We start from the raw sequence: 23,785 nt of genomic DNA on the forward strand, positions 1-23,785 counted from the left end.
TTAATGATGGTGCTAACTTAACTACAGAATACACCTATGATGCCAATGGTAATATGTTAACTGATGCCAATAAAGGCATTTCATCGAATATTCAATACAACCACCTGAACCTGCCGACCAGCGTTTCGATAAACGGTAATGGTAATAGCGGAACTATTTCTTACATTTACGATGCAACTGGTGTTAAATTAGAGAAAAAGGTGACTGAGGGCATTAGTAATACATATACTTACTACGCAGGGAATTATATTTATGACAATAATGGTCTTAAATTTTTCTCGCACCCAGAAGGTTACATAGAACCTGATGGGACCGGCTTTAATTACGTATACCAATACAAAGATCATTTAGGAAACATACGTTTAGCTTATAGTGATAGTGACCATAATGGAACTATAAACGCCAGCACGGAAATAATAGAAGAAAACAACTACTATCCTTTTGGCTTAAAACATAAAGGGTATAATAACGTAGTGAATGGTGCATCATATAAATACAAGACATATCAAGGTCAAGAGTTCCATGATGAGTTAGGATTAAATATCCATGAGTGGAAATATAGAATTAGTGACCCATCGATTGGAAGATTTTGGCAAATAGACCCATTAGCAGAAGATTATGTTTATAATGGAACTTATAACTTTGCTGAGAATCGAGTTATAGATGGTAATGAACTTGAAGGTTTAGAATGGGTTGATGCAAAAGGTAATAAAGTATATGACCCAAGCGTTGTTAATGAAGATGGGACAAGAGGAGCTTATACAGAACATGCTGGTAATAGCCATAGAAATTTAGGTAGATTTTTGTCGCAAACTAAAACTGGAAAATCTCAATTTAGTAAATTAGTTAATTCAGAAAAACCAATTCAAACTATTATGAATAATGGAAAAGATGTTGTCTTGGATAGTGACGGAGCTTTAGTATTAGGAAAAACGACTAATACATTTGATGAAAAAACAGAATACGATTTTGGAACTGGTAAATCAACTGTAACTGGGGCTGACGTTAAAAGCTCTATAATAACTTTCAATATGGCTTCTATTGATGAGGCTATTGAATTACTTAAATCTGACACTAATTCTGAGCATGCTTATTTTGGGTTGTCAGTATCAGAAATGTTAGGAGCCATCTTTGGACATGAGCTGGTTCATACAACTAGTGAAAATCAGACATTAAAAGTATTAGGTGAAGACCATGAAACCCCAGCTTATGAAGTAGGAGACCAAATAGCTAAAGAAGTAAAAGAAGAAAATAAAAAAGATGATGACTAATAATAAAATTATTTTATGTTTTTTAATTACATTAATTTTTTCTTGTACTCCTAAACAGGAGAAATTAAATATTAATAGTATCAAAAAACAATCTGCCGCTTTTTTAAAAGAAAAAGGACATCTTGATAATGTTAACATTGAAAATCATGATAGATTTTCACTAATAGAAATTAAGAACAACGGTACTTTAACCGAAAACGAAAAAGGTATTTATAGATTAGTGACTCATACAAGTCATGTCCCTATATATGCTGTTACTCTTAGTGAAAACGAAATAAAGTTTTACAACATCAATAATCTATCAAAGTCATTATCGGAAATTGTAGCGTTTTTAGATAAAATGGAGATTAGTGATGAGGATTATATAATCTACCTGGAAAAATTAATTAAAATGTACAAAAATAATAATGTTCTGAGGGCTAATTCTATTAAAGGTTAATACCATTTATACTGTATTCACTTCAGTGCTCTACTATGTGTCCAAAGCACTGTTAAAATAACGTGTCCCTTAAATGGGAATTGATATAGAAAACGCCTGTTGAATCAGGCGTTTTTTAATTACAACAGTTATGATTATCTTAGAAAGGTGCAGTGCAACGTCCAAAACACTTTTAAAATAACCTATCCCATAAATGGGAAAAGTCTGAAAAGCACCTTTAGATATAGGCATTGTTAAAATCAAAAGGTCTAGAATAGTATTCATTTTATATAAAAAAGCTGTAAAGAAATGATATTCTTCACAGCTAATAACTATCCTTTTCTGAGCCAAGTAAAAAATACTAGAAAAAAAAGAATCATACAAATTAATATCACTATGAAAACAATGCCAGTAGCATAATTAGGATATTCTCCAAGTTTTTCCAGTACTGAATCACTCACACATATTGAACTAAAAAGGTATAAGAAAAATAGGGTCATAGGATAGCGGAAATACCAAATAGCTTCTTTAACACATAGCATAGTCTCTTTTAGAGATAATAATGATTTTTTCATAGATAAAGTTTTTAGGAGTTGTCTAATTACCATAGTACAGTGATAAATTTATTTGTCAAGTCATCATCTTATAATTAATATTCAAACTTAAAAGCTTAGACCTTTCGTTAAATCAAATATTATTAGTTACAAATAGGTATAAGTAGATAAAATTTAAAGTAATAGAAAGTATAATTGCTAGTGCTATGGATTTAAATCAGTAGCCTTATTGAATAAGTAGAGTATAAAAAACACCTTTTAGAATAAGTGTTTTCATTTTTACTTAATTTAGTGATATGAAGAAATCTCTTTTTATATTGTTAATCATTTTTTTAGCTTATATAAGCTAAAAAAAAGAATATTTTAAATATATATGCTGAGAATAATAAAGGTGGGCATCTCCTAATTAAGACTAATAAAGAGGGGAAGGCATATTTTAAAATGCGAGGAGCCAACTATTCAAATCACTATTTTGGTAATTTAAATAATGATAATGGAGTAATTACTTTTATCGCAGAAAAAGCAATAAGGGTTAATAGTTGTAAAAGTGGGAAATACGGGAAAAGTATAATAGGAATTGATTTTGGTAAAGATGAAAAAGCTTTCAATGATTTAAAAACTTTTAATGTTACTTATAAAGACATTACAGGTGAAGTAAAAAGAGTTGAAGTTGATAGCTTAAGAAATTATATTAATATCCCAAACCAAGAAAGTGTTACTATACACTTAGATTCAAGCGAAGGAGAATTTTTTAAGTCTGAAAAGATTACACTTGACCCTAACACTACGATGTTATGTGTTAGTTCAAGAATTAGACTTGATGAATATAAATTTGAAATTAAAGATGATAAGAGTTTAGTGGCAATTAATTATTTTGGTACATCTCAGACTTATACTATTAAGTAATATAAATAAAGTACTGTAAAAAACGCTCATTCGAAAATGAGCGTTTTTTATTTTAATTCGCCTACACCAGACATTTTAAAGTAAGGGCAAGCTAAAGTAGACAAATCGAAATCGTCAAATCCAATTATCCACTTTCGCATATTCTCATTATGTATTGATAAAGTTCCATCTGGATTTATTTTTCCAATTTGGTTGGATTCGTGATTTAAACCAACTGTACACTTTATCAAACTACCATCACTACGAATTCCAATTGAATTTGGTTTTGAAGCGTAACATACGTACGGGAGTTTTTCTGACAACTCAAATAATCGCTCTTTAGCTTTTGTATTATGTCTTAAAATATCTTTGTAAGTATCTTTTTTATTAAAAGGGATAGTTTGAAGTTTATCATCATTTTCTCCTCCTAATTTGTCAATAGTTTTAAAATAAAAATTAAAACGGTCATCTTCTCCAAATTCTACATCCAATTGATCTATCAATTCTTCCAAATAATTAAAATTGGACATATCAAAATGTATCCTCAAAATTATATTAGCCTTCTTCGATGAATTTCTTATATCCAACAAATTTTTCCATATTGAATCAAAAGTTCCTTTCCCATTTATCATAACCCTAGATAAGTCATGAATCCTTTTGGGGCCATCTAAGGATATTTGAAAATCTACAATTCCATTTACTACCAAACTCTCGAAGAGTTCTCTGTTTAAATAGTATGCATTGGTAGTCATATTAGAACGATAGTCGAGGTCAGGATTGTACTTTTTTGCATTTTCTACAATGAATCTACTAATATCCAAAACAATATTCTTTGCTATCAGAGGTTCGCCTCCAAACCAACTTATTTCTAATCGTGTTAAATCATTTATACGATTAGAAATTAATTCTTTGATTGCATTTATAACCCAAGGCTTCATCTTACCTAATTTAAAATCCTCATAGCAATAAGTGCATCGGAAATTACACTTTTCCGTAGGGAACAATATCAGGTTAAGAAACCTTGGATTAAATGCCTGAGCTGTTAAGATATCTCTATCAGTCATCCTTAACAACCTAATCCACAAGTTCCATTACCCATAGCTCCAACTTCTTCAAATTTAAGTTTCATTTTTTCAAGGAAATCAGAATCTGAAATATTGATTCTACCAAAGGCATCTAAAGTGATTTTTGAAATATCAATATCACCAACTTCTTGTTTAAGAAACTCTAAAGCTTGATTTTGATTTTGAAGGATTTCATTTGCTAAATTATTATCATTGATAACAACTTTTCCATTTTGAGAAAAATCTACATTCTCGTTTGTTAAATTGACTGTTCTTGCCATTTTATATTGTGTTTTTGTCCTACTCATTTGGCTTTTCGGTTACGCCCCGTTTATGATTTGGTATCTGGTCTCCAATTTTGATGTAAAAATTAGGAGACTATTTTTCATAGGACAATACCCATTAAAGGGTATTTTTTATAAAAAAACACTCTAATAAACAGAGTGTTAGATTTATTTAATTTTTATTTCAACCATATCCTTTTGGCTTTATCAAAGCCAACCCATTGGGATTGGTTATCATACCCACGAGAGGCAAGGCTATAACGTATTAACTTTTCAAAAGGAATATTATACTCAAGAATAAAACGCAACAATTCGCCATTAGCCGTTTGAAACATTCCTTTCAGTTCTTCCCAAAACCATAATGGATTACAATCTGCAAAGATTTCAGCAATCCGATCATAGGAAAGGGAAGTGTAGCTTTCGGGAAGTATTTCAAATACTTCATTAACTATCGACGGATGACATTTAGGAACGACTAAATAATCGTGTTCTATACTTTGAACGACACCGAATTGTTTATCACAAGTGCGATGCTCAAAATTGAGCCACAAAGCATTATCAAGTGCTTTACTTTTGTTTTGGTGTCTTGTCATTCTTAGTAGTTTTTGTCGTTTCTTTTTTAGGAGCTTCTTTTTCTTTTTGCTCCTCCTCTTTCTGTATAGGTCTTCCGTTTAAGGAAATGATATCTTCACGAGAAGACTTAGGGTCGCCAACTTTAGTGCGGATTAACCGTTGCGTATTAAAAAGTGTTCTGCACTTAATATTAAAGAAGGTATAGCTTAAAGGTTCTTCTTTTTTATCAGTACAAATCTTTTTATAAGCCTCATACCATTCGCCATTTTCGATTTTGTAATCTTTGGCTTTTACAACAATATCAAAAGCTATAGAAGCAACCGTATTTATCGTATTATTATTATCGGAAGAATCAAAACCGAGGGCTTCAATTTTTTCTTTTTGATCATCAGTTGCGTATTTAGCAATGACAGCAATTTCTTTACGATAGTCTTTGAGACGATCTACGACTTCAGCTTTTTCTTCTTTAGCTTCTGTAATTTTTGCTTCGGCATCTTTTAACAATGCTTGGTCGGTAGTGATGTTCTCGATAAGAACATCGACAATACTTGGTGTTTGCATAATATTCAATTTTAAGCACCGAATCGGTGCGGATTAATATTTAGTTTTAGTTATTTGATTTTGTATAAGGAATAAACTGTGAGGTCACCTTCATTAAAAATTTTGTTTTGGACAAGACGAGCTATTTCAGTTTCAGCTTCTTCTTTAGTGTCATAAAACTTTTTGGGTAGGGAATCCATGATATATTTATCAGATTCCTTTACTTCAGAAGAATAGACGCCATAAGCCTTTATGGTAAATCCTGCTTTATTCAGTAACGAGATATAGTTACTTCTATCATAGCTGTCCCATAATTTGGTAGGCTTACTATAGAGATAGTGCATCTGATTATTCGTTCGAGTAAACAGAGCATCTATTTCCTCATCTGAAAAAGAGATGGATTCTGATAATCGTAATTGCCATTTATTAATGATATACAGCAGAACATTATAATCAGTAACCAATGCTTTGTGTAATTTGGCATCATCAAAGGTCTCCAGTTGATTTTTATGATATCGCTCTGGCGAAAGCCAAAGGGCTATATCAATACAATCATCTCTTGTAAGACAATCTTTTACAGACTGAGAAATAGGATGAGCGTCAGCATCACGGATGTTGGTTTCCAATACTTCAAAGAAGTATAGCAATAAGCGTTGTTGTTTTAGTGTCATATTCAATTGTTTGTTTGCATCAATTGATGCGGGTTACTATTCAGTTATTATTCAATAGGGTAATTGGCGGTAAGCACTTCAATTTTACGATCTCGCGGTTTTCCTGCTTTGGCTTTTTGAGCCGACAGGGGTTTTTCAAAACGAATGCTGTACCATCCATTTTTTTGGATGTACGCATCTAAGATTTCAGACGGATAGGATGACAAGAGAAACTTTCCTTTAGCCTCAGAGAGGCAGTCAAGTAATTTTTTATAATCTTCTTGGGTGTAGCCGTCATAGTGTCCTTGATTGGAATCGATATATGGCGGATCAACATAATGGAAGGCATCTTCAGCATCACGAGACGTAATGACTTTAAGAGCATCGTTATTTTCAATCTGCGTATGTTCTAATCGTTTGGCTAATGAAAGATCAAAACGTAGTTTCTTATTCTGAAAGGCTTTGACTCGTTTGGAATACTTGTCATAGCCCCAAGATTTAGCACTACAGGCAAAGCCCATATTGGTGGCGATATAGAATGCCCACGCTTGTTGTAGTTTATTAAACAAGTGGGGCATTCGGTAAATGGTTAAGGCTACGGTATAGGTAGCACGTGAGAATAAGGTGGCTTCTACTTTCGCTTTCAGCGAATCAAAATCGGTTTTAAGGACTTCGTAAAAGGTAATTGCTAAACTATTGGTATCATTTATGGTTTCAGATTCAACAGGGGACTTTGCAAAGAATACTGCACCGCCTCCAAAGAAACTTTCCGTATAGATACGATGTTCTGGTATACGAGGCAGGATTTCTTTTAGCATGTTTAATTTCCCACCATAGTAAGTAATACAAGTTTTGAGTTTGGACATATACAGGAATAGCATTAAATGGATAAACTTCTGTATAGGTCTTTATGGTTTTTTAGAGTAGCGTTATAAAATAGTGTCGGCACTAAATGGCTTTGACGGTTTACCGTCAATCATCAATCGTAAGTAAATAGAATAGTTGGCAAGTGATACAAAATCAATCGCTTTAAAGACAGGATAGAATTCCTTTTCCATAAGTTTGGCATCGGTAATTCCAAGTCGGAAACAGATAATGGTTCCAACGTTCCCAAGTACGGATGCCCGAACTTCGGGTTCTAACTGCGATAGGAACTGATTGGCTAAAATGAGGCCGACTTTAAACTTTCGGATTTGTGCCAAAAGCTCTGCAATGAGTTCGCTTCCCGATAAGGTCTGGAACTCATCGATATATAGGAAATAAGGTGTCCGCTGAGCTTCTGGAACATCAATTCGTGAGAAGGAAGCTGATGCCAAAGAGGTAAGTAAGAACCCACCTAAAATATTGGCAACATCTGCTCCGACTTGCCCTTTAGCCAAATTAAGCATCAAGATAGTGCCATCATCAATAATTGATCTTAAGGACAATTGCTTGGTGTTTTCAATTAGAATTTTCCGTACCATACGATGTGAGAGAAACGCTCCCACTTTATTCATAATCGGCAATATGTCATTAGGTTTGTATTTCGGAAATTCTTTAATCCAAAAGAGGCGAATGGCTTCGGAGGTAATGTGAGGAAGGCATTCTTCTCGATATGATTTCTCATGTAATAGTTTGAGGATGTCCGCAAGCTGTGCTTTTGGCTGATCCAGTAAGGTTAGCAAGATCATTCGTAGAATATGTTCCATTTTCATACCCCAAGCCGATTTCCAATTTCGCTGGAAAATTTCCAAAAGATTAGAAGCTACGAGTGAGCGTTTATGAATAGATACTTTTCGAAGAGGATTGTAGCCAATATCAAGATTGGGATTAGTGACATCAAAATAGATGACCTCTCTGTGAGGAAATCGATCTTTGAGAAACTGCATCATTTCTCGTGAAGCATCTCCGTGTACGTCGAGAAAACAGAATCCTCTGCGAGCTTCTGCATCTTGTTTCATTAAGGTCTTGAGAAGCGTTGTTTTACCACTTCCACTTTTGCCAAAAGCATAGAGATGAAACATCCTATCTGCTTGACGAATACCAAAGGTCAGATTCGAATTTCGGTGGTTTGTTGAACCAAAATAACAAATATCATAGAGGTGGCTAAAAGGGTACATTTATAAGGGTAAGAATAGGGTGTATAAAGTTGTTTTGTCGATTTTAAATGACAAGTGAAAGAACATTTGACATTTCTTAGAAATATGATACTTTTTGAAACCATTGAGTGAAAACTTTTTACGTTCAACTTACTACCATTATATCATATATGGGTAGAGGGAAGTAACACTCGGTACTTTAGGTAGGGAACGGGAGACTATTTCTTGCCATTATTTTGAAAATGAACTACACTATTATCAGCAACTTAAAATGTAAAACAACCCCGTTGGGCGAAAGCCTCGTCGGTATTTTATATACTGGCTAAAACGACAACGGCGGTGATCTTCATTTTTTCTAATACTATTTTTTGGTATTGGGAATATGAAAGACCCGCTAGATCGTTTTTGGCGGGTCTTTTATGTATAATGACTATTCAAGAATCAATACAGATTTATTTAAAATGGAAAGAATCAACCCGAATTATTGCTCATAAGCGTTACAAAATTCGTTTAGACCAATTTGCGAATTTTATAACTTCTCAAGGGAAGAGACAATTAGAAGAAATTAATGGCGATGACGTTATCGCATACCATACCGAAATGAAAAAAAGCTACAGTCTTACAACAGTGGCTTATTCGGCAAGTATATTAAAAAATTTCTTTTGGTTTTGGCATGGAAGAAACAAGATATCTTTTAGTCCAAAAGAGATTGAGGTTACTAAATTTAAAAGTCCCATTAAAGAATTGGTATCAAAAAAAGGCTTTGACGCCATTAATAAACTACTAAAAAATGATAATCGTTCTGATCTGCAACGTAAACTGGCAATCAACTTATTATGGGATACAGGAATGCGTGTTAGTGAACTAACTTCGTTAAAGCTTGCAGATATTAAAGAACCTTCGGCTAATGGATTGCGTACAGCAATAATAGGAACAAGAAAAACTCTTGATAACGATCAAGTGGTTTGGGGAGAGGAAACTAATGAAATACTGAATTGTTATTTGGGCATTCGCTTATGTATAGATACAGCTCATGATGAACTATTGATTAACCCTAAGACTGGAAAACCTTTTACGGATAGAAGCATACAACGGTGGGTCAAGGAACTAAAAAATAAGGTAGGCATTGAAAAAAATATCACACCTCACTCGTTCCGTCATTCAAAAGCACATAAAATACTTGATCACGGTGGCGATGTGACACACGTTGCCGCAATATTACGACATAGTTCTCCTGAGTCTTCGTTCAAATACTTACGATTAAATGAATCGAAGCACTTAAAAACAGCAGGTAAATATTTAGGAGAAGCCTTATTAGGTAATGAAAATGCTATAAATTCTGATAAACGTCTATTGGAACAAAACACCTTATTACTTCAACTACTTAAAATTCAGCAACTGAACAATAGTATCGTCTTAAATTAAAAAGCAATCCTATGATTGTTTTTTATTTTGAATCAGGTTATACTACCGATAGTACTTTTAACTATGAATACAGAATCGTATCGATATGCCTTTTAAAAATGTAATGTTTACATTTTAAGTTGCTATCGTTTTAGGATTCTATGGATCGATACAATGCCTCGAAAGGGGTATAAAAATATACTAGCTTAATGTCGTAAAATACCACTTGTACGACAGATGTCAACAGTTGTACGACATAGGATTTCAAAACAAGGTGTTTCGCCACGATTATGTATTGGGCAATTGCCCTAAGGTTAAAAGTACATAAACAACAATTTAAATGACTAAATTTTATAACGTCGTATCGTGCAAAACCATTACTAATAATGCCAATAAAAAAATCTACCATAAAGTAGGTGTTGTGAAAGTGACCGAAAACGGTGCTTGGTATTTACAACTGTATCATCAACCTAATACAGACTTTCAGATTTTCCCGACACATAATGATGCATTACCAGTAATTGATTTTGGAACCGATGCGATTGCATAATACAACACCCGTTCCCAATATGCTGTTTGATCAGCAGATAGGGAATTTGAGTGGTTCGGCGTTGCGAGTGTATCTTAAGATCATTCGTAATGTTTTGGGATGGCGTGATGAGCAAGGAAAGGTTAAAAATAGAGATTGGATTAGTCACAGCCAGTTCGAGAAAACGGGATTGTCCAACCGAAGTGTGACCAATGGTATCCAGGAACTACTGGATAAGAACTTAATCCAAGTTACAGACCACACAGGAAATAGTTTACAAGACCCTGTCAGGCGTAAAACAGCTAAAAGAGTCTACTATAGCCCAGTTCTGGAAAACGCTGAAAAAACTGCGTTCTACAACGCAAAAACAAAAGAAAACGACTGTAATAGTTACGGACTACAAAAGAAATTTAATACAAAAGCGTATACCGCAACATACGAACAAAAGGGAAAACTCACAGATAGGCAACGGTATGAGCAGATTAAACTGCAACAACAACGAAAGCAGTTACAAAGAGATAGCTGGAATTACTAACTGTGTTTTCAGCAAATACTAAAAGCTAACGCTTTTATAAACGACTATACGTCTACTAAATCAACTACAAATACTTCTTTCAAACACGTCCCCTTGTCTGAAGCTGGAGAAATACCGATTTTAGATACTACTGAATTTGAATGTTCAATTCGCATTTCATTAATCCTAACTTCTATTTCACCAGTAATCGTATCGATATATCCTAAAGTGATATGCGGAGATACTTTTGGCATACCATAGTAATCAAATCGCATATACTTTTTAATCTTATTAAAAAAAGCATATTTGATAGTTTTGATTCTATTTTTTGGTGCAACGTCCATAAATAGGAAGTTTCGTTTAGGAGTTACTATGTAAGGATTTGTAACTGTTATTTTTTGCCTTTTAGTTTCCGAAGCCACTTCGGAAACTCCTTTAAGAATCTGTGTATAGTTTTCTAATGAAGGGATGTTACCCATAAGCACCGTAAGATGTGGAATATGTTCTTTTGAAAAATCAATATCGGACCCTTGAGTTACGAGTACCTTATTTAATGCCTTTATTTCAGTAGATAGACATTCCTCCAAGCAAAAGTGAATATTGATTCGCATCGGGAAATCATCTTGGGTAAATACTTTATTCATTTTCAAAACTAAATGGTTCTAATCTAAAAGTTTAGACACCGTTTTTTGTATATGGATATTCACTTTTGAGGTTTTTTTATGATGAGCATTACGAATTTCAAGAGCAGTTGCCTTGGCTAAATCTTTAAGATTAGGATGCTCCAAAGCGACTTTAATATGATCACCATAATGAATAGGCTCATCTTTTCGAACGGGTTCTATCGGTATTTTAATTTCTGTCTTCCAATTATGTAATACTTTTTTACTTGCTTCTGTAGACTCGTTTGGAAATTCTCTATAACTCAAAAGGACATTGAGAATAAAACTCCTGTCTTTATTGTTCTGCCAGTTATTTAGTACATCTAAAGTTGCTTCTTTCCAAGCAGGAATATCATGAAAAGGAATACGCGTTATACGCTTAAAATCATACGAAAAACTATCTTTTGATTTTCCATAATGTTTATTTGTAACGATGCCTTCTATGTGTGATTTTATAAATTCTGGTGTTTTAGGTTCTTTGCTATAGCAACTAAATGCATGGAAACTTAGACTTGGGTGAAAATCGGTTCGGTTGTCCAAAATCCGTTTTGCCATACCAAGCTTGATTTCTGTGTCAGGACAGTCTTGCATAGCTCGTGAGGTAATTTTGTAATGAAGTTGATTCACATGAGGATCGTTAAGGATAGTTTTGCTGGCCGATAATTTATCAGTATCATTTTTGGACTTCCTAAAGGCCTCCATAACTAATCTAAAATGAAGTCTTGTAATCTCACTATGGTTCAAAATTCTACTAATGGCAGATTTGATATCATTATAATCATTAGCATACTTTAATATCGTATGTAAAAGTATTCTATCGATATCTAAAGGATCTTTATAAGCTTTGAGAATATTTTGAATAGCACATTTCTTTGCATGAGCATCATTAGATACTTTAAACGCTCTTCCTAATACAAGATTGCTATAATCCAATAGCTTTGAACTCTTTAAAATAGAGTTGACTGCTTTCTGGGTTTGTCTATAAGAACTTGAATTGTTAGTTGCTGTAAAAAAGATATTGGAGTGCTTAGGGTTAAAGCTTTCAATATTGTCGAGAACATAGTTGCAAATACCCTTATATTTCTTTATTTGCTTTTGTAAATACACATGAGGATAAATCTGATTTAACATCAGATTTTTAATCAATTCTAAGTGTTGTTCCTCTTCAATTTCAAGATCATCAAGATTGTTTAAAAAGACCAATTCTTTATTACCAGTCGCTATTAATCTTTTTACATAAGACAATTTATCTACATCATCTTCAAATAAATGGTGTTCGTTTTTTAAAAAATAAAACACCAAATTCGCGATGGATTTTTGGTGGGAGGTAAAATTAAAAAGTGCTTCTAACACCATAGATTTTACAATGTCATCAAATGGGATGACGTCTTTTATTAAATGTTCTATTTGAGACAGTCCTTCATCAGCAAAAATATCATGGTTGAAACGCAAATAGTCGGTATCTGAGGACGTCTTAATCGTTATATAATTTCGAAGTATATCATGATATTTGGAGCTATGATTCATCAAGTCTTTGAATAATAAACGTACCTGTTTTTTATCATCAAAATGTTCAGCTATTTCTAAAAATGTTTGGTAGCTAATATGGAATTTACTTTTCGAATATATATGTGCCCAGCATAATAACGCTTTAGCAAGACCAGAGTACTCTGATGCAAGTGTGCCAATATCAGAAGCTATAATATCTTGAAATGCTAATTCGGGATTCACAAGTGACGTATTAGAAACTGTGGCACCTGTTTCTGCACTTCGAATTAATGTATACAACATTAAAAACAAGGAAGTGTTATTAATGTTATTTTGATATTTAATCAATATATGATTATCAATATTCCACTCAGGATTTTTTGCTACAATGCCTTGAATGATATCCCAATTTTCAGAATTTTTTAGCTCAAAAATTGCATTATGGTCAATCAGATGTCTTCTGTAATGTGCTTTTGGAATTCTATCGCCAATTAAAACACGCACATGATTTGTATGGGTGCTTTGATTAAGAAATTTAATGGATTCTACCTCGAGGTAATTGGTAAGACGATACCAATCCTCTATAATGATCAAATAGTGTTGTGACGTATTTGCCTTAACATTTTCCCACCCAATATGAACGAAATCATCAAATTGATGCTCTTTTATCCATAACACCTTAAATGTTTGATGTCTTAACTCCAAAGCTACTCTTCTAAGCAAAGTAGATTTCCCAATGCCTCCACTACCACATACAATACCAATAACTTTATATTTATACTCTCGATCAAACGCAGATATACATAGTGACTTAATAGTATGTACTTCTTTACGTTCAATATCATAACTAAAGGCAACTCCTGACCACTGAGATTCATTATCTAACTTTGAAAGGTAAAACATCGTTTTGGAGATTGGATGTCCCTCTTTTAGGTTATTAAAAAACGAGGAGTCTATAATGTCAGTTCCATTAATATTGTTGTTGATTTGGTCATCTTGTTTTGTAATTATTGAGACCGTAGTTGAGTGTTTATCCTCTATTTTATTCTTAATGATCTCATCACAAAAGCCTTCAATCATAGTAATTGGCTTTGAAGAAAAACTCAGATAGCCATCTTCAAAAAGTAGACGCCAGAATGTATCAGAAGACAACCCCATCTTGTCACTTTCATCTTTCTTTTCGTTTTCAAAACGCTCGATAACAAGTACACTGAGTTTGTTTGTAAAGGGATTGATACTTGGACTACTGGTATCGTTCATTTTAGCTCGCTCCGCAGGGTCATCAGCATAAAGCAAGCAATAAGCCTCTTTAATCTTAGCTCTTACTTTATCTCTTCTTTCTAATGTAATTGCCATTTAAACTTCTGAAAGTCATAAATCTACAACTTTTTATCCGTTTTGCTCAATCCTGCAAAACCCTGCTTAATCCTGCCTTGGTTCCTTTGCTTTTGTAAGACGAAAACAGCTCACCTATTGGTCGTAGGTGAGCCTAAAATTCGCCGAGAAACAAAGAACCATTTTGAATCTCAACTTATTCAATTGTAAGAAACGACCTTCCAATCGAATCGATACATATGTATCATATACGGTAAGAAAGTCAAGAGTTTTCAAAGTGGTTTCAAACAAAGATTAACCCTTTAATGGAAACTACTATGACACATTCAAATTCCGAGTTTAAAACTCACAAGAAAAAGACCTATTCTAATCACTATCTCATTGGCTATTTTATTAAGTACAACTACTTGCCTGTAGATTCTAAAGATGAGGATTTTATCGTCTTCTTTAACCCAAGAAAAAATCAGTACTTAAAATTTCCAAGTACACAACAAAGATTTACAAAAGCAGATATCAAATCACTCTTCGAGAGTGAAGCGGTAGACTTATCTAAAAAAGCAGAATGGTTACGTTTTCGCTTTTTTAAATACAGTAAGTAATAACATTAAAGCACATCTCCAAACAGAGATGTGCTTTTCTATTTCAATTATTAATTCACTAAACCCTTTTATGATGAAACTATTTAAAAAGAAAACACCCAGAACACATGAGCGTCTCGTCTTTAAAGAACTTAAAAATGAAATTGACACTACAGATGCTTCCTTAATTATCAAGCACCAAAAGACCGCCCAGAAGATTGCAGCTATGAACTTCGATGAGCTTTTAAAAAACTCAAAGATCAGCAGTTTTTTAGGCTCAATGAAAGCAGACTATCAAAGACTTATTGATAAAATTGACCAGATTCTATCTGGTGCTTTAAACATTCTACAATCTGCACAAGATATTAGTAATGCCAAAGCAGTTATTGAAGACTACAATCGGAAAATTAAAGAAACTGAAGATAAGCTTACTCTTTTAAAAGGAAAGCTTAATGAAGCATCCGACAAACTTGTTGCCAAGGTCAAATCCTGGACCCATCAAAAGGTTTGGGTGCTGTACATCTTGGCTGGATTTGAACTCGTGGCAAATTTTGGCGTCTATCAGCTCTTAGGTGGAGGCGCTATATCGGCCATTGCCATTTCACTTATATCGGCCCTGGTTATTTTTTGGTGGGGTCACATTACACCGAAGTATGTCGTACAGTTGGGTAATGGTAAACCAAAAAGACAACTGCTCATCTTTATTGTTTTTGCTGTACCCATTTTTGTGATTTTCTATCTGTTTTCAAGTCTACGTATAAAGTCTCTTATTCTTATGAATCCTAAGATGGCAGATGTATTTGTGTCCAGCCCGATAGTGCCGACACTCATTAACTTTTTTGGTTACCTCATTGCATGTTATTTGGTATTTGTTTACCGCCCTCGCAAAGAGGAACTCAATGCCTACAAAAAGTATAAGCTCGACACCAAGGCTATTTCTGATTTGACAAAACTGCGAGAGACCCTAATCGCTGAAAGAAATAGTGAAGTGCCAGAGCTTCAAGATAAACTTAAAGACCACTACAACTTTCTACTCTTAGCTCAGCAATTGGAAACCGATGTCAATACAAGATATCAAGGCTGTTTTGAAGAGTTCCGTACTGAACTCTACCTGCGTACCAACTCCAAATGTGATGTGCTGTTTCAGGCAGAAAAGAAGCCTTTACCAGTACTTGAGCTTAAATACCAAAACATTGATAAAACCCAATTTGAATTATGCGACAATCTTATATAATTATGGCTCTTATGGTGCTATGTAGCTCTTGTGAGTATACAACACCTAAAAGGACTGCCATTAGTGTTTTGGCAGACCGAACGGATACCAATATTACTTCTCCTAAGACAGATGATGTACTCAACCTTTTGGATATAGATGCATCTCCAAATGATGGCGTGGATTTAAAGTTTCAAAATATAGGTCATGTTGATTTTAATCCCACCTATAGTGTCAGTCTTAAGCCATCGTCATTCTTAGGTAATGATTATGAGCGAAAATCAGAAATCAAAGGGTTTTTAAAGGCTGTTGATACCTTAATCACTATAGAGAATAACAAGCTCTACAACTTTAGGAATTCAAGTATCATAGTCCCTTTATTAAATAAACTCACTGCACTTTCTAACTCCAATGCTAATAGTAAGCATGTATTACTATACAGTGATTTATTTGAATACTCAGACATCTATAATGTTTATGACTATAAAAGTGAAATACAGCTACAAAAGCATACATCATCTGTGGCTGAGTTATTCTCTTCAAGACTAAACATACCTGATTTAAGTGGTATTACTCTACATATCGTGTATTACCCAAAAACCAAGTCTCAAAATAGACTATTCCAAAAAATGGTTAGAGTCTATCGTGAATTGTTTGAGGATTCTGGACTGACCATCAAAATAGGAATCGATAATCGTGTGCTATGAAACATTCAAAAACCACACGCATCATTAAAGCATTGCTTAGCCTTTGCTGGAGACTGTTTATTAATGGATTGTACCTGCTCGCACGTTTGTGTGAGTGGCTACTCTCCCTGTTCAATGACTTTTTACGTAAACACCTTTAAAACTTAATATTATGAATTTTATATATGACTTTTTGGACCGCTTAGAAGATGCCCTTAAAACTGGATTCGATGAGCTTATCAAAATAATAGATGCCAATGATGAGTATAATGCAGAATTTAGAAAAGCCTCTGAGCTAATTCGCAAATCAAACAAAGGCTGGAGTATAGATGGGCGTCGATTTACCGATATGGATACCGCAAGACGTAACCTACTTATTGTCGCCAATTCTGGCCTCGGCAAATCACAAACCCACGTATTACCAACGATATTAAATGCATCTTCATCCATGTTGATTAATGACAACTCGTCTGAACTTGCTACAAGTATTCCGTATTTACAATCCAAAAGCATAGATACATATATACTTAATCTTTTGAAAAAAGGAGAGGTATACATAAACGTCTTAGACGGACTTTTAGGAGATGTGGCTGGTATCCGTAGGGTTTCAAAATCTATTATTGGCAAACCCTCAGGAGGTGAGAATAATTTCTTTACTATGTATGCTGAAGATTGTTTATCACTCTTTATCCAGCATGTTTTAGAGGCGGAACCAAAGGTTCATGCCAATTTGGGGAATGTCTACCGACTTATCTTAGAATACCAAGCAAATCCAGAAGTCGTTGAACGCTATATGGCAGAAACGGCCTCTCCAGATGTCTGGCGAAAATTTCTTGCCCTATCCAAGAATTCTGAAAAGACGCTTAAATCTATTATTGCTACCTGCTTGTCGGAACTGTCATGGCTTGGTGAGAATCCCGTACTGTGCGACATTACATCTTGCACAACCATTTCTTACAAGCAATTTCGTGAAAAACAAACCGCACTGTTTATCCAGTCGCCACCAAACGATACGTTTTATGCCAAGATGATTGCACTTATATTTCAAAGTTTCTATCGATTTGCTTTTTCGTATTTACCAGATCCAAATAAGGAGCTTGATATTCTGATGATACAGGATGAATTTTCCAGCCTAATCCCTGGACTGCCTGACTATAGTCAAATCATATCAAATAGTAGGAAATTTCTTATACCTCAAGCTATTATACTGCAAGATATTTCTCAATTATCGCCGTTTGGTCAGCTTAAAGACAACATCATCAGCAATTGCTATGTGAAGTGTTTTTATGGAGGTATTGATTCTAAAAAGGCTTTGGAAATCGAACGTATGTTAGGGAACTACAGTTATGTAGATAAAAAGACCAAGCAGACGAAAAAAAGACCGCTTATCTATGCCTCAGAGATTCAGCAATTGGATGGTGAGATTTTAGTACTCAGTAGTAATAAAAAACCGATTAAAACTAAGATTACCCCAGCCTATAAACAGCCAAAGCTTCAGAAATGTTTAAAAATGGAATCTCCTGTAGCTGAACATCCACCTGTTGAGTACGGCATTCAGTATATCGATTTGGACCCGTACCGTGAACCAACAAATATTGATAATGATGAGCTATAATTCCATACACGAGTATTTAGACCATGTTTTTGCTGATAGTTCCAATCCAAGTACTGAGGAAATTATTGCTGCTAAAAAGCAGTATTGGAGACAGTATTTAAACCATTATCAGCAAAAGCGTCGGTCACGCATCAAAGAATATACTTTAGGTTTTGATGCGGAGAAGATGCAATGTATCCATAGGAAACGAGGTGGATTAAGCGTCTCTGAATTTCTATACCACTGTGTGTTCTCAGCATTGGAATCTGATAAGACTATAGATACTGGTCAGTTAAATACGATTTGTAATCAACAACAAGAAATCATAGGACTTTTAGAGGAGATTATTGACAATGATGCTACAGAAATGACAGCGTCTTTGTTGGATAAAATGGAAGTCTTAGAAGTACAACTTTTACAATTGAAATAGTCATGATTATTAAAGAAAAACCAATTAAGAATTATAAAGGATTGGAAGGTGTACTGCGGTATATTTTATCCAAAGAGGTAGATGATGGTTTTATCCATACACGTTTTATTGGTGGTGATAGAGCTTTTAAAAAACAAATGGAAGCAAGCGGAGATGATGCGCAAACCCATTCCATTATTGCAGAGCGTCGACTTCAGAATATGTTAGCTGTCTATAAACAAAATGATGCCAAGCGTATTCATAAACGTTCCAACGAGACCAAGTTCCACCATTCTATTATTAGCTTTCATAAGGCTGATAAATTGAGTGCTGAAGACTTACTTAAAACTTGCAAGCAATTTATTAAGGTTCGTTATCCAAAATCTATTGTTTGCGGTGTTTCTCATCACGACAAATCTCACTTACATATCCATGTAATAGGTAGTCATGTCCAGCTATCTGGTGTTACAAATTACTATACCAAGAAACAGTTCTCCGAAGTAAAAAACCGTATGGAACTCTGGCAGGATAAAGAATTGAATGTCTCTCATAGTAAGGTTTTACATGTAAAAAAAAAGAGCAAAGCCTACTTAAAGATGCGGAATACCAACTGAGCTTAAAAGGTCAATTAAGTGAAAAACAACAGCTCAAGCTGTATTTGGCAGAGGCGTTTAGTAAGGCTTCTTCTAAGGTGCAGTTTTACAAGCTTTTACAACAGCAAGGACTACAACTCTACTTTAGAGGAAAGGCTCCTGGAATTATTGGAACAAAAAGACGCTATAAACTCAAAACATTAGGCTATTCTTTACAGCGTATTGCACTTTTAGAATTAAGCCACAAAGAAAAACAACAACAGTTATCACGATTGGCTCAGTTAAAATCAAAAGCACCTGAGCAGGATTTAGATATCGATTATTAACCTTTAAAAACAAAATATTATGAGACCTAAAATTTCAAGAAGCAACATTAACTATGTATTAGCTCAGCAATATGGTTATGCCAGTATGAATCAATTTTTTAAACTCACTGAAGATCATCCAAAGCACAAGGAAGCAGTCGTAAAGCACATCATTAAAGAATTTACGGGGTATTACTTTAAAGACGCCAAACTGCAATGTTATAATCCCTACACAGGAAAACATGAGGCCTTACAAATTAAAAGTTTCAAACATGTACAGACACGTGAAGAACTATTAAAGGAACTTATGATGCTACATAAAACCCGACAGCAGATGCTGATTCAATCTCGAAAACGCATCCTAAAGCTCTCTAAACAAAAGACACTTGAGCGTGATGTGGATTTGAAAACAACTATTGATAAATCATCTTCTAAACGTTTACAACAGTTAGACAAGGATAGAGATATTGGAGATAAAGAGCCAGAGCAAGAACTCTGATATTTTTAGAAATACAAAAGAACAAGACAGGACAAATTCATTTGCTCCTGTCTTCTTTTTTTGTGGGGATACCTAAGGGGTTTACCCTTTAGGCAAGATGTGTTTTGAAGCGTTATTCTGAATAAACACAATCTTGCCTTTGGCAGTAGCCAAAGCCTTGATATGTCGAAAAAGCTTGCAAGCGACTTTCGTCTATATCAAGACTGATGTCCGAAAAGTCCGTAGACGACTTCGGACATCTGCTGTCTAAAGGACATTACTAATTTTATATATCTTCCATTTTCCACCCTGTATCATAGAAGGTAAAATTTGCTGTTGCTTCATTAATACCTTCTGGACACTTGGACTTTTTATCACGGATCAAATGAAAAACTGTTGGCTTGTTTTCATATGTAAATCGAACGGTTGCCGTCTTTGCTTCTTCATTTAAAGAGATACCTATAATCTCTAATACATTTGCTCTTGATACTAAATAAGCATAACCTGCCTTTTTGTATTCAGCTTCCGCTTTTGCTGTAGGTTTCCACCGAAATTCTGTGGTCGTATTAAAGTGACCACGAGCGACTCGCTTTTGTTCTATTTTGATAAGTCCCGATTGTTCCAACTCTTGAAAGCCGAACATAATCTCATCGTGATTTGTCCAATGCGAGAGGGTTCGTTGTTGTACGATAGTTACACAATCGTCTTTAAAATTATCTTTTAAGATAGCAAGTGCTTCATCATTGGATAAGTTTACTTGAGAGGAACAGCTTACCAATGATAGCAGTAAACTGAATGATATGAGTAGTTTTTTCATAGTTGTAGATTTATAATTAAATACCGTATTTATTTTTGAAGTTGCCAGCCTGTATCGTATAACACAAATGTTACCTCAGCTTCAAGATTTGATGTGGCATTACAACTTCCTTTTCTACCCAATACAATAGGTTTAAAAGGCGTCTCTACCATATTATAAGTGAATTTTACTTGAGCGGTTTTGGCTTCTTCGTTAATAGAGATGCCAATGATTTTCTGTACATCTGCTTCTGTTATCTTATACAATCGTTCGGCACTACCTCGGTAAAGCTCAATGGTTTTTTCATTGGGTTTGAATACATAATCTTTATACGTTTTCTTTCCTCTCCCATAATGTTGATTCTCTTTGATAACACCAAGATTTTGTTGCTCTAACTCACGGAGATATAAAAGAGTGGCATCGGGAGATGCATTGTTATACAAACTCGTATGAGCCTGTATTCTACTTTCGCAGAAGTTGCTATACTCTGATGTTAGTATTTTTAAGGCTTCATCATTGGAAAGATTCACTCCCGAAGAACAGCTTATCAGTAGAACTACAACACAAAATGATAATAGTATTTTCTTCATAGAATTAACGCTTTATAATTTCTGTATTGACGTAGCTACAAATTCAATAATCTCAATACCATTGATGATATATTTCTGTACTCGTGTACCGCCACGCAATTGGATTTTATCACCACGCTTTAAATCAAATATGATATCGCTTTTATCTTTAGGGATGAAGACATAATCGCCAAGTTGACCGCCACCGAAAGGTGCATCTTTTGGGGTTCCGCCAATAGGGATAACTTGAAAGACCACGTGACCTTTGGGTACTTTGGTGGCTTCGTTACGTGCTTTGCCAGCACTATAAAATTCAACTTCAGTAATGATATCTGCACCGATATAGTCTCGTGCATACGCTGGGTTTACGACTTTGGAATAAGCCACTTCAGTACCCGCAGGAACAGACGATGTCGCTTTAATGGTTTTAGTTGTAATGCAACTGGTTAAGGAAATAGCAATGAAGAGTGCTAAGGCTCTGGAAATGATTCTCATAATGATATTGTTTTAAAATTTAACAAAGACAAACATAGAAAAATAGTGTTAAAAAACACCTAATAAGGAACACTTATTTAGCGGTTGTTTAATAAATGGACTTAAAACAGTTTTGTGATATGGAAAATCACGAGACATTTAAAAAAGAGAATCTTAACAAGCTGAGTAAACGGCTCAAGGAGATACGCATTGCAAAGGGATATCATAACTACGAACAATTTGCTTTTCAGCATAATATTTCACGATCGCAGTATGGACGGTATGAAAATGGACAGGACATCCGCTTTAGTTCACTCTGTAGAGTTCTGAAAGCATTGGATATTACTTTGGAAGAGTTTTTTGAAGGGTTTGAAGATAAATAAAAAAGAACTATATCTCAAGTTCTAATTTATTAAACAAATTGTATGTAGCTTTTTCAAAAACAAACCAAACAAATGTGTTTTTAATAGTGTCTTGGGTAGTTGGATTTTGATTTGCCAATGCATTAAATTCTTTTCGTAAGAGTTCGATTTGATCTTTGTTTGTTTCAAATAATATTTCAACATCAAAATTATCGATGAAATAAATAGTCATTAAGCAAATGTTGTCTTGAAACAATTTATCAATGAGGGTACTTTGGATATTGTAATTGTTGAGTGCTTTCACAGCCAACTGTTTTTCAATCGTATTTTCTGTCTGATTAGCAATAGTTTCTAATTTGTTTTTAAGTTCATAGTTAGTCATAGTATTATATAAAGATTAACGAATAATACGCTGACATAGAAAAGCCCAGTGGCAAAGCTTTTTTGACAAGGAGGAATCCATTTAGGAGCATTCCTTGCGAAAAAGCTGTACTGGGCTAATGTCGAAGTAATTATTTGTTCTTTATATATGGATAGGAATAACTTTTAAAAACAAAGGGGCATTGTCATAAGCGAAAAGAATATTGTATGCAGAAATCATATTTTAACAAATAATTAAAATTCGTAATCAACGAATTTTTGTATATTTGTATGTGAACAAAATTAATAATCATTTAATAATCAAAAACCATGAAGAAATGTAGAAACATCAACACAAAATTGAAACGTAATGGAAAATATTTACGAGATTTCAGAAAAGTTCAAACAGCTTGGACAAACAATGAATGATTTTTTAATCAAAAATCGCAACAACTTTTCAGAAAAAGATTTTAATGACCTGGGAGACTTAACAACACAATGTTTCCAATTATCTGACAGAATTATTACTGACCATGCAGATGAAGGAATAGCAAAAACGTGTTTTGAGCACATTGTCAAAGAAATCAGAAGAATTTTAGACGGTAGATGAAGCAATACCTGTCTTTACACTTAAAATGTATTATATATAATCATGGTAAAGTAATTGCTTTAAACCATAATTTATGAATACAAAAAAATTAAATATAGCCGAGGCCTTAGAATCTATTAGATTAGAACGAGGTGTAAACAAAAAAGAGTTTTCCAGACAATGTGGAATCTCTAATACGTATTACTCTGATATCCTTAATAGAGGAACAAGTCTTAACGTAGAAACGTTAAATAAAATTTGCGAAAGTTTGGAGATCCCTTTAGACGTATTCTTTTTCAAAGCTTTAAATGAAGATACGATTAAGGATCCGACAAAGAAAAAGTTAATTAAAGAGATAAGACCTTTGATGAACGAAATTGCAGATTTATTGTATAATTAGTAGTCGACGTTTAGCTATTAACGATAACCGCTTACAGGTAGTAAGCGGCTTTTTTATTTTTAAACATTACCTTTTTTTGAAACTCGATAGATTAGGCAACACTTCCATATTTCCTATCCTACTTGAATTA

Annotated in this window: 30 protein-coding genes; 17 read left to right on the top strand and 13 right to left on the bottom strand. The window is 34.1% G+C overall.

What is annotated here, in order from left to right; translation table 11 throughout:
• The 3 genes from IEV10_RS13945 to IEV10_RS13955 form a co-directional block, all read left to right on the top strand.
• On the top strand, nt 1–1,271 hold a 1,271-nt coding region (locus IEV10_RS13945), incomplete at its 5' end, for an RHS repeat domain-containing protein (protein ID WP_371862954.1).
• Nucleotides 1,261–1,710: a hypothetical protein gene (locus IEV10_RS13950; RefSeq protein ID WP_229719725.1), complete on the top strand. Its 450-nt coding sequence runs from the start codon at nt 1,261–1,263 to the stop codon at nt 1,708–1,710. The genes IEV10_RS13945 and IEV10_RS13950, both read left to right, overlap by 11 nt.
• Nucleotides 1,711–2,684: 974 nt before the next feature.
• Nucleotides 2,685–3,149 (top strand): hypothetical protein, encoded by a 465-nt coding sequence (locus IEV10_RS13955; RefSeq protein ID WP_188375355.1) that lies wholly within the window; start codon nt 2,685–2,687, stop codon nt 3,147–3,149.
• A 47-nt stretch (nt 3,150–3,196) separates the two neighbouring features.
• Here the strand turns inward: IEV10_RS13955 and IEV10_RS13960 are convergent, their stop codons facing one another.
• The 7 genes from IEV10_RS13960 to IEV10_RS13990 all read right to left on the bottom strand — a co-directional run bounded on the left by IEV10_RS13960 (nt 3,197) and on the right by IEV10_RS13990 (nt 8,338).
• Complete coding sequence (locus IEV10_RS13960; protein ID WP_188375356.1) at nt 3,197–4,192, bottom strand: radical SAM protein; 996 nt, start codon at nt 4,190–4,192, stop codon at nt 3,197–3,199.
• Between the two features lie 2 nt (nt 4,193–4,194).
• A complete protein-coding gene (locus tag IEV10_RS13965; protein ID WP_188375357.1) occupies nt 4,195–4,473 on the bottom strand; it encodes a hypothetical protein in 279 nt (92 codons plus the stop codon).
• Between the two features lie 182 nt (nt 4,474–4,655).
• Nucleotides 4,656–5,069, bottom strand: a complete 414-nt coding sequence (locus IEV10_RS13970; protein WP_188375358.1) for a hypothetical protein — start codon at nt 5,067–5,069, stop codon at nt 4,656–4,658.
• Nucleotides 5,044–5,610: a hypothetical protein gene (locus tag IEV10_RS13975; protein WP_188375359.1), complete on the bottom strand. Its 567-nt coding sequence runs from the start codon at nt 5,608–5,610 to the stop codon at nt 5,044–5,046. Before IEV10_RS13975 ends, IEV10_RS13970 begins: the two co-directional genes overlap by 26 nt.
• A 50-nt stretch (nt 5,611–5,660) precedes the next feature.
• A complete protein-coding gene (locus IEV10_RS13980) occupies nt 5,661–6,260 on the bottom strand; it encodes a hypothetical protein (RefSeq protein WP_188375360.1) in 600 nt (199 codons plus the stop codon).
• A 47-nt stretch (nt 6,261–6,307) separates the two neighbouring features.
• On the bottom strand, nt 6,308–7,120 hold the full coding sequence (locus IEV10_RS13985; protein WP_308694228.1) for a DNA adenine methylase: 813 nt from the start codon (nt 7,118–7,120) through the stop codon (nt 6,308–6,310).
• Between the two features lie 48 nt (nt 7,121–7,168).
• Nucleotides 7,169–8,338, bottom strand: coding sequence for a type IV secretory system conjugative DNA transfer family protein (locus IEV10_RS13990; RefSeq protein WP_188375362.1), 1,170 nt, complete (start codon nt 8,336–8,338; stop codon nt 7,169–7,171).
• 405 nt (nt 8,339–8,743) lie between these two features.
• Between IEV10_RS13990 and IEV10_RS13995 the strand changes: the two genes are divergently transcribed.
• From IEV10_RS13995 to IEV10_RS14005, 3 genes are all read left to right on the top strand, one after another.
• The gene (locus IEV10_RS13995; protein WP_188375363.1) at nt 8,744–9,742 is read left to right on the top strand and encodes a tyrosine-type recombinase/integrase; all 999 of its coding nucleotides are present in this window, start codon (nt 8,744–8,746) and stop codon (nt 9,740–9,742) included.
• A gap of 319 nt (nt 9,743–10,061) precedes the next feature.
• Nucleotides 10,062–10,271 carry a hypothetical protein gene (locus IEV10_RS14000; RefSeq protein WP_188375364.1) on the top strand — a complete coding sequence of 70 codons (210 nt, stop codon included), beginning with the start codon at nt 10,062–10,064 and terminating at the stop codon, nt 10,269–10,271.
• A gap of 46 nt (nt 10,272–10,317) precedes the next feature.
• Nucleotides 10,318–10,785 (top strand): hypothetical protein, encoded by a 468-nt coding sequence (locus IEV10_RS14005; protein ID WP_188375365.1) that lies wholly within the window; start codon nt 10,318–10,320, stop codon nt 10,783–10,785.
• Between the two features lie 44 nt (nt 10,786–10,829).
• On the opposite strand, the gene IEV10_RS14010 is transcribed toward IEV10_RS14005, so the two are convergent.
• Nucleotides 10,830–11,351 (bottom strand): 2'-5' RNA ligase family protein, encoded by a 522-nt coding sequence (locus tag IEV10_RS14010; RefSeq protein WP_229719730.1) that lies wholly within the window; start codon nt 11,349–11,351, stop codon nt 10,830–10,832.
• 75 nt (nt 11,352–11,426) lie between these two features.
• Nucleotides 11,427–14,270, bottom strand: a complete 2,844-nt coding sequence (locus IEV10_RS14015) for a P-loop NTPase (protein WP_188375367.1) — start codon at nt 14,268–14,270, stop codon at nt 11,427–11,429.
• Nucleotides 14,271–14,554: 284 nt separating this feature from the next.
• Here IEV10_RS14015 and IEV10_RS14020 point away from each other — a divergent pair, with 284 nt between their 5' ends.
• From IEV10_RS14020 to IEV10_RS14055, 8 genes are all read left to right on the top strand, one after another.
• Nucleotides 14,555–14,848: a hypothetical protein gene (locus IEV10_RS14020; protein WP_229719732.1), complete on the top strand. Its 294-nt coding sequence runs from the start codon at nt 14,555–14,557 to the stop codon at nt 14,846–14,848.
• Between the two features lie 73 nt (nt 14,849–14,921).
• Nucleotides 14,922–16,061 carry a hypothetical protein gene (locus tag IEV10_RS14025; protein WP_188375369.1) on the top strand — a complete coding sequence of 380 codons (1,140 nt, stop codon included), beginning with the start codon at nt 14,922–14,924 and terminating at the stop codon, nt 16,059–16,061.
• The gene (locus tag IEV10_RS14030; RefSeq protein WP_188375370.1) at nt 16,043–16,747 is read left to right on the top strand and encodes a hypothetical protein; all 705 of its coding nucleotides are present in this window, start codon (nt 16,043–16,045) and stop codon (nt 16,745–16,747) included. Before IEV10_RS14025 ends, IEV10_RS14030 begins: the two co-directional genes overlap by 19 nt.
• Before the next feature lie 151 nt (nt 16,748–16,898).
• Nucleotides 16,899–18,341 (top strand): type IV secretory system conjugative DNA transfer family protein, encoded by a 1,443-nt coding sequence (locus IEV10_RS14035; protein WP_188375371.1) that lies wholly within the window; start codon nt 16,899–16,901, stop codon nt 18,339–18,341.
• Complete coding sequence (locus IEV10_RS14040) at nt 18,331–18,750, top strand: hypothetical protein (protein WP_188375372.1); 420 nt, start codon at nt 18,331–18,333, stop codon at nt 18,748–18,750. The genes IEV10_RS14035 and IEV10_RS14040 overlap by 11 nt, the downstream gene beginning before the upstream one ends.
• Before the next feature lie 2 nt (nt 18,751–18,752).
• Nucleotides 18,753–19,343, top strand: a complete 591-nt coding sequence (locus tag IEV10_RS14045; RefSeq protein WP_188375373.1) for a relaxase/mobilization nuclease domain-containing protein — start codon at nt 18,753–18,755, stop codon at nt 19,341–19,343.
• Nucleotides 19,344–19,387: 44 nt separating this feature from the next.
• Entirely contained in the window at nt 19,388–19,648 is a 261-nt protein-coding gene (locus IEV10_RS14050) for a hypothetical protein (protein WP_188375374.1), read from the top strand.
• 19 nt (nt 19,649–19,667) lie between these two features.
• Nucleotides 19,668–20,126 (top strand): hypothetical protein, encoded by a 459-nt coding sequence (locus IEV10_RS14055; RefSeq protein ID WP_188375375.1) that lies wholly within the window; start codon nt 19,668–19,670, stop codon nt 20,124–20,126.
• A gap of 265 nt (nt 20,127–20,391) precedes the next feature.
• Here IEV10_RS14055 and IEV10_RS14060 read toward each other — a convergent pair whose 3' ends face one another.
• From IEV10_RS14060 to IEV10_RS14070, 3 genes are read right to left on the bottom strand one after another with little or no spacing between them, the layout of a single operon-like run.
• A complete protein-coding gene (locus IEV10_RS14060) occupies nt 20,392–20,922 on the bottom strand; it encodes a hypothetical protein (RefSeq protein ID WP_188375376.1) in 531 nt (176 codons plus the stop codon).
• A gap of 29 nt (nt 20,923–20,951) precedes the next feature.
• Nucleotides 20,952–21,491, bottom strand: coding sequence for a hypothetical protein (locus IEV10_RS14065; RefSeq protein WP_188375377.1), 540 nt, complete (start codon nt 21,489–21,491; stop codon nt 20,952–20,954).
• Between the two features lie 12 nt (nt 21,492–21,503).
• A complete protein-coding gene (locus IEV10_RS14070) occupies nt 21,504–21,965 on the bottom strand; it encodes a hypothetical protein (RefSeq protein ID WP_188375378.1) in 462 nt (153 codons plus the stop codon).
• Nucleotides 21,966–22,084: 119 nt separating this feature from the next.
• Between IEV10_RS14070 and IEV10_RS14075 the strand changes: the two genes are divergently transcribed.
• On the top strand, nt 22,085–22,327 hold the full coding sequence (locus IEV10_RS14075; RefSeq protein WP_188375379.1) for a helix-turn-helix domain-containing protein: 243 nt from the start codon (nt 22,085–22,087) through the stop codon (nt 22,325–22,327).
• 7 nt (nt 22,328–22,334) lie between these two features.
• On the opposite strand, the gene IEV10_RS14080 is transcribed toward IEV10_RS14075, so the two are convergent.
• Nucleotides 22,335–22,688, bottom strand: a complete 354-nt coding sequence (locus IEV10_RS14080) for a hypothetical protein (protein WP_188375380.1) — start codon at nt 22,686–22,688, stop codon at nt 22,335–22,337.
• A 348-nt stretch (nt 22,689–23,036) separates the two neighbouring features.
• Here IEV10_RS14080 and IEV10_RS14085 point away from each other — a divergent pair, with 348 nt between their 5' ends.
• Nucleotides 23,037–23,276 carry a hypothetical protein gene (locus IEV10_RS14085; protein ID WP_188375381.1) on the top strand — a complete coding sequence of 80 codons (240 nt, stop codon included), beginning with the start codon at nt 23,037–23,039 and terminating at the stop codon, nt 23,274–23,276.
• A 73-nt stretch (nt 23,277–23,349) separates the two neighbouring features.
• Nucleotides 23,350–23,655, top strand: coding sequence for a helix-turn-helix domain-containing protein (locus IEV10_RS14090; RefSeq protein ID WP_188375382.1), 306 nt, complete (start codon nt 23,350–23,352; stop codon nt 23,653–23,655).
• Nucleotides 23,656–23,785 lie beyond the last annotated feature (130 nt).

It is taken from the genome of Winogradskyella haliclonae (genome assembly GCF_014635865.1).
GTDB lineage: Bacteria > Bacteroidota > Bacteroidia > Flavobacteriales > Flavobacteriaceae > Winogradskyella > Winogradskyella haliclonae.

Coding starts and splice junctions, on each gene's coding strand:
- IEV10_RS14070 (WP_188375378.1), bottom strand. CDS start 21,965: ATGAGAATCATTTCCAGAGCCTTAGCACTCTTCATTGCTATTTCCTTA.
- IEV10_RS14020 (WP_229719732.1), top strand. CDS start 14,555: ATGGAAACTACTATGACACATTCAAATTCCGAGTTTAAAACTCACAAG.
- IEV10_RS13985 (WP_308694228.1), bottom strand. CDS start 7,120: ATGCTATTCCTGTATATGTCCAAACTCAAAACTTGTATTACTTACTAT.
- IEV10_RS13980 (WP_188375360.1), bottom strand. CDS start 6,260: ATGACACTAAAACAACAACGCTTATTGCTATACTTCTTTGAAGTATTG.
- IEV10_RS14025 (WP_188375369.1), top strand. CDS start 14,922: ATGAAACTATTTAAAAAGAAAACACCCAGAACACATGAGCGTCTCGTC.
- IEV10_RS13995 (WP_188375363.1), top strand. CDS start 8,744: ATGACTATTCAAGAATCAATACAGATTTATTTAAAATGGAAAGAATCA.
- IEV10_RS14085 (WP_188375381.1), top strand. CDS start 23,037: ATGGAAAATATTTACGAGATTTCAGAAAAGTTCAAACAGCTTGGACAA.
- IEV10_RS14080 (WP_188375380.1), bottom strand. CDS start 22,688: ATGACTAACTATGAACTTAAAAACAAATTAGAAACTATTGCTAATCAG.
- IEV10_RS14035 (WP_188375371.1), top strand. CDS start 16,899: ATGAATTTTATATATGACTTTTTGGACCGCTTAGAAGATGCCCTTAAA.
- IEV10_RS13950 (WP_229719725.1), top strand. CDS start 1,261: ATGATGACTAATAATAAAATTATTTTATGTTTTTTAATTACATTAATT.
- IEV10_RS14090 (WP_188375382.1), top strand. CDS start 23,350: ATGAATACAAAAAAATTAAATATAGCCGAGGCCTTAGAATCTATTAGA.
- IEV10_RS14045 (WP_188375373.1), top strand. CDS start 18,753: ATGATTATTAAAGAAAAACCAATTAAGAATTATAAAGGATTGGAAGGT.
- IEV10_RS14065 (WP_188375377.1), bottom strand. CDS start 21,491: ATGAAGAAAATACTATTATCATTTTGTGTTGTAGTTCTACTGATAAGC.
- IEV10_RS13960 (WP_188375356.1), bottom strand. CDS start 4,192: ATGACTGATAGAGATATCTTAACAGCTCAGGCATTTAATCCAAGGTTT.
- IEV10_RS14015 (WP_188375367.1), bottom strand. CDS start 14,270: ATGGCAATTACATTAGAAAGAAGAGATAAAGTAAGAGCTAAGATTAAA.
- IEV10_RS14060 (WP_188375376.1), bottom strand. CDS start 20,922: ATGAAAAAACTACTCATATCATTCAGTTTACTGCTATCATTGGTAAGC.
- IEV10_RS14000 (WP_188375364.1), top strand. CDS start 10,062: ATGACTAAATTTTATAACGTCGTATCGTGCAAAACCATTACTAATAAT.
- IEV10_RS13970 (WP_188375358.1), bottom strand. CDS start 5,069: ATGACAAGACACCAAAACAAAAGTAAAGCACTTGATAATGCTTTGTGG.
- IEV10_RS14055 (WP_188375375.1), top strand. CDS start 19,668: ATGAGACCTAAAATTTCAAGAAGCAACATTAACTATGTATTAGCTCAG.
- IEV10_RS14040 (WP_188375372.1), top strand. CDS start 18,331: ATGAGCTATAATTCCATACACGAGTATTTAGACCATGTTTTTGCTGAT.
- IEV10_RS13975 (WP_188375359.1), bottom strand. CDS start 5,610: ATGCAAACACCAAGTATTGTCGATGTTCTTATCGAGAACATCACTACC.
- IEV10_RS13990 (WP_188375362.1), bottom strand. CDS start 8,338: ATGTACCCTTTTAGCCACCTCTATGATATTTGTTATTTTGGTTCAACA.
- IEV10_RS13965 (WP_188375357.1), bottom strand. CDS start 4,473: ATGGCAAGAACAGTCAATTTAACAAACGAGAATGTAGATTTTTCTCAA.
- IEV10_RS13955 (WP_188375355.1), top strand. CDS start 2,685: ATGCGAGGAGCCAACTATTCAAATCACTATTTTGGTAATTTAAATAAT.
- IEV10_RS14030 (WP_188375370.1), top strand. CDS start 16,043: ATGCGACAATCTTATATAATTATGGCTCTTATGGTGCTATGTAGCTCT.
- IEV10_RS14075 (WP_188375379.1), top strand. CDS start 22,085: ATGGAAAATCACGAGACATTTAAAAAAGAGAATCTTAACAAGCTGAGT.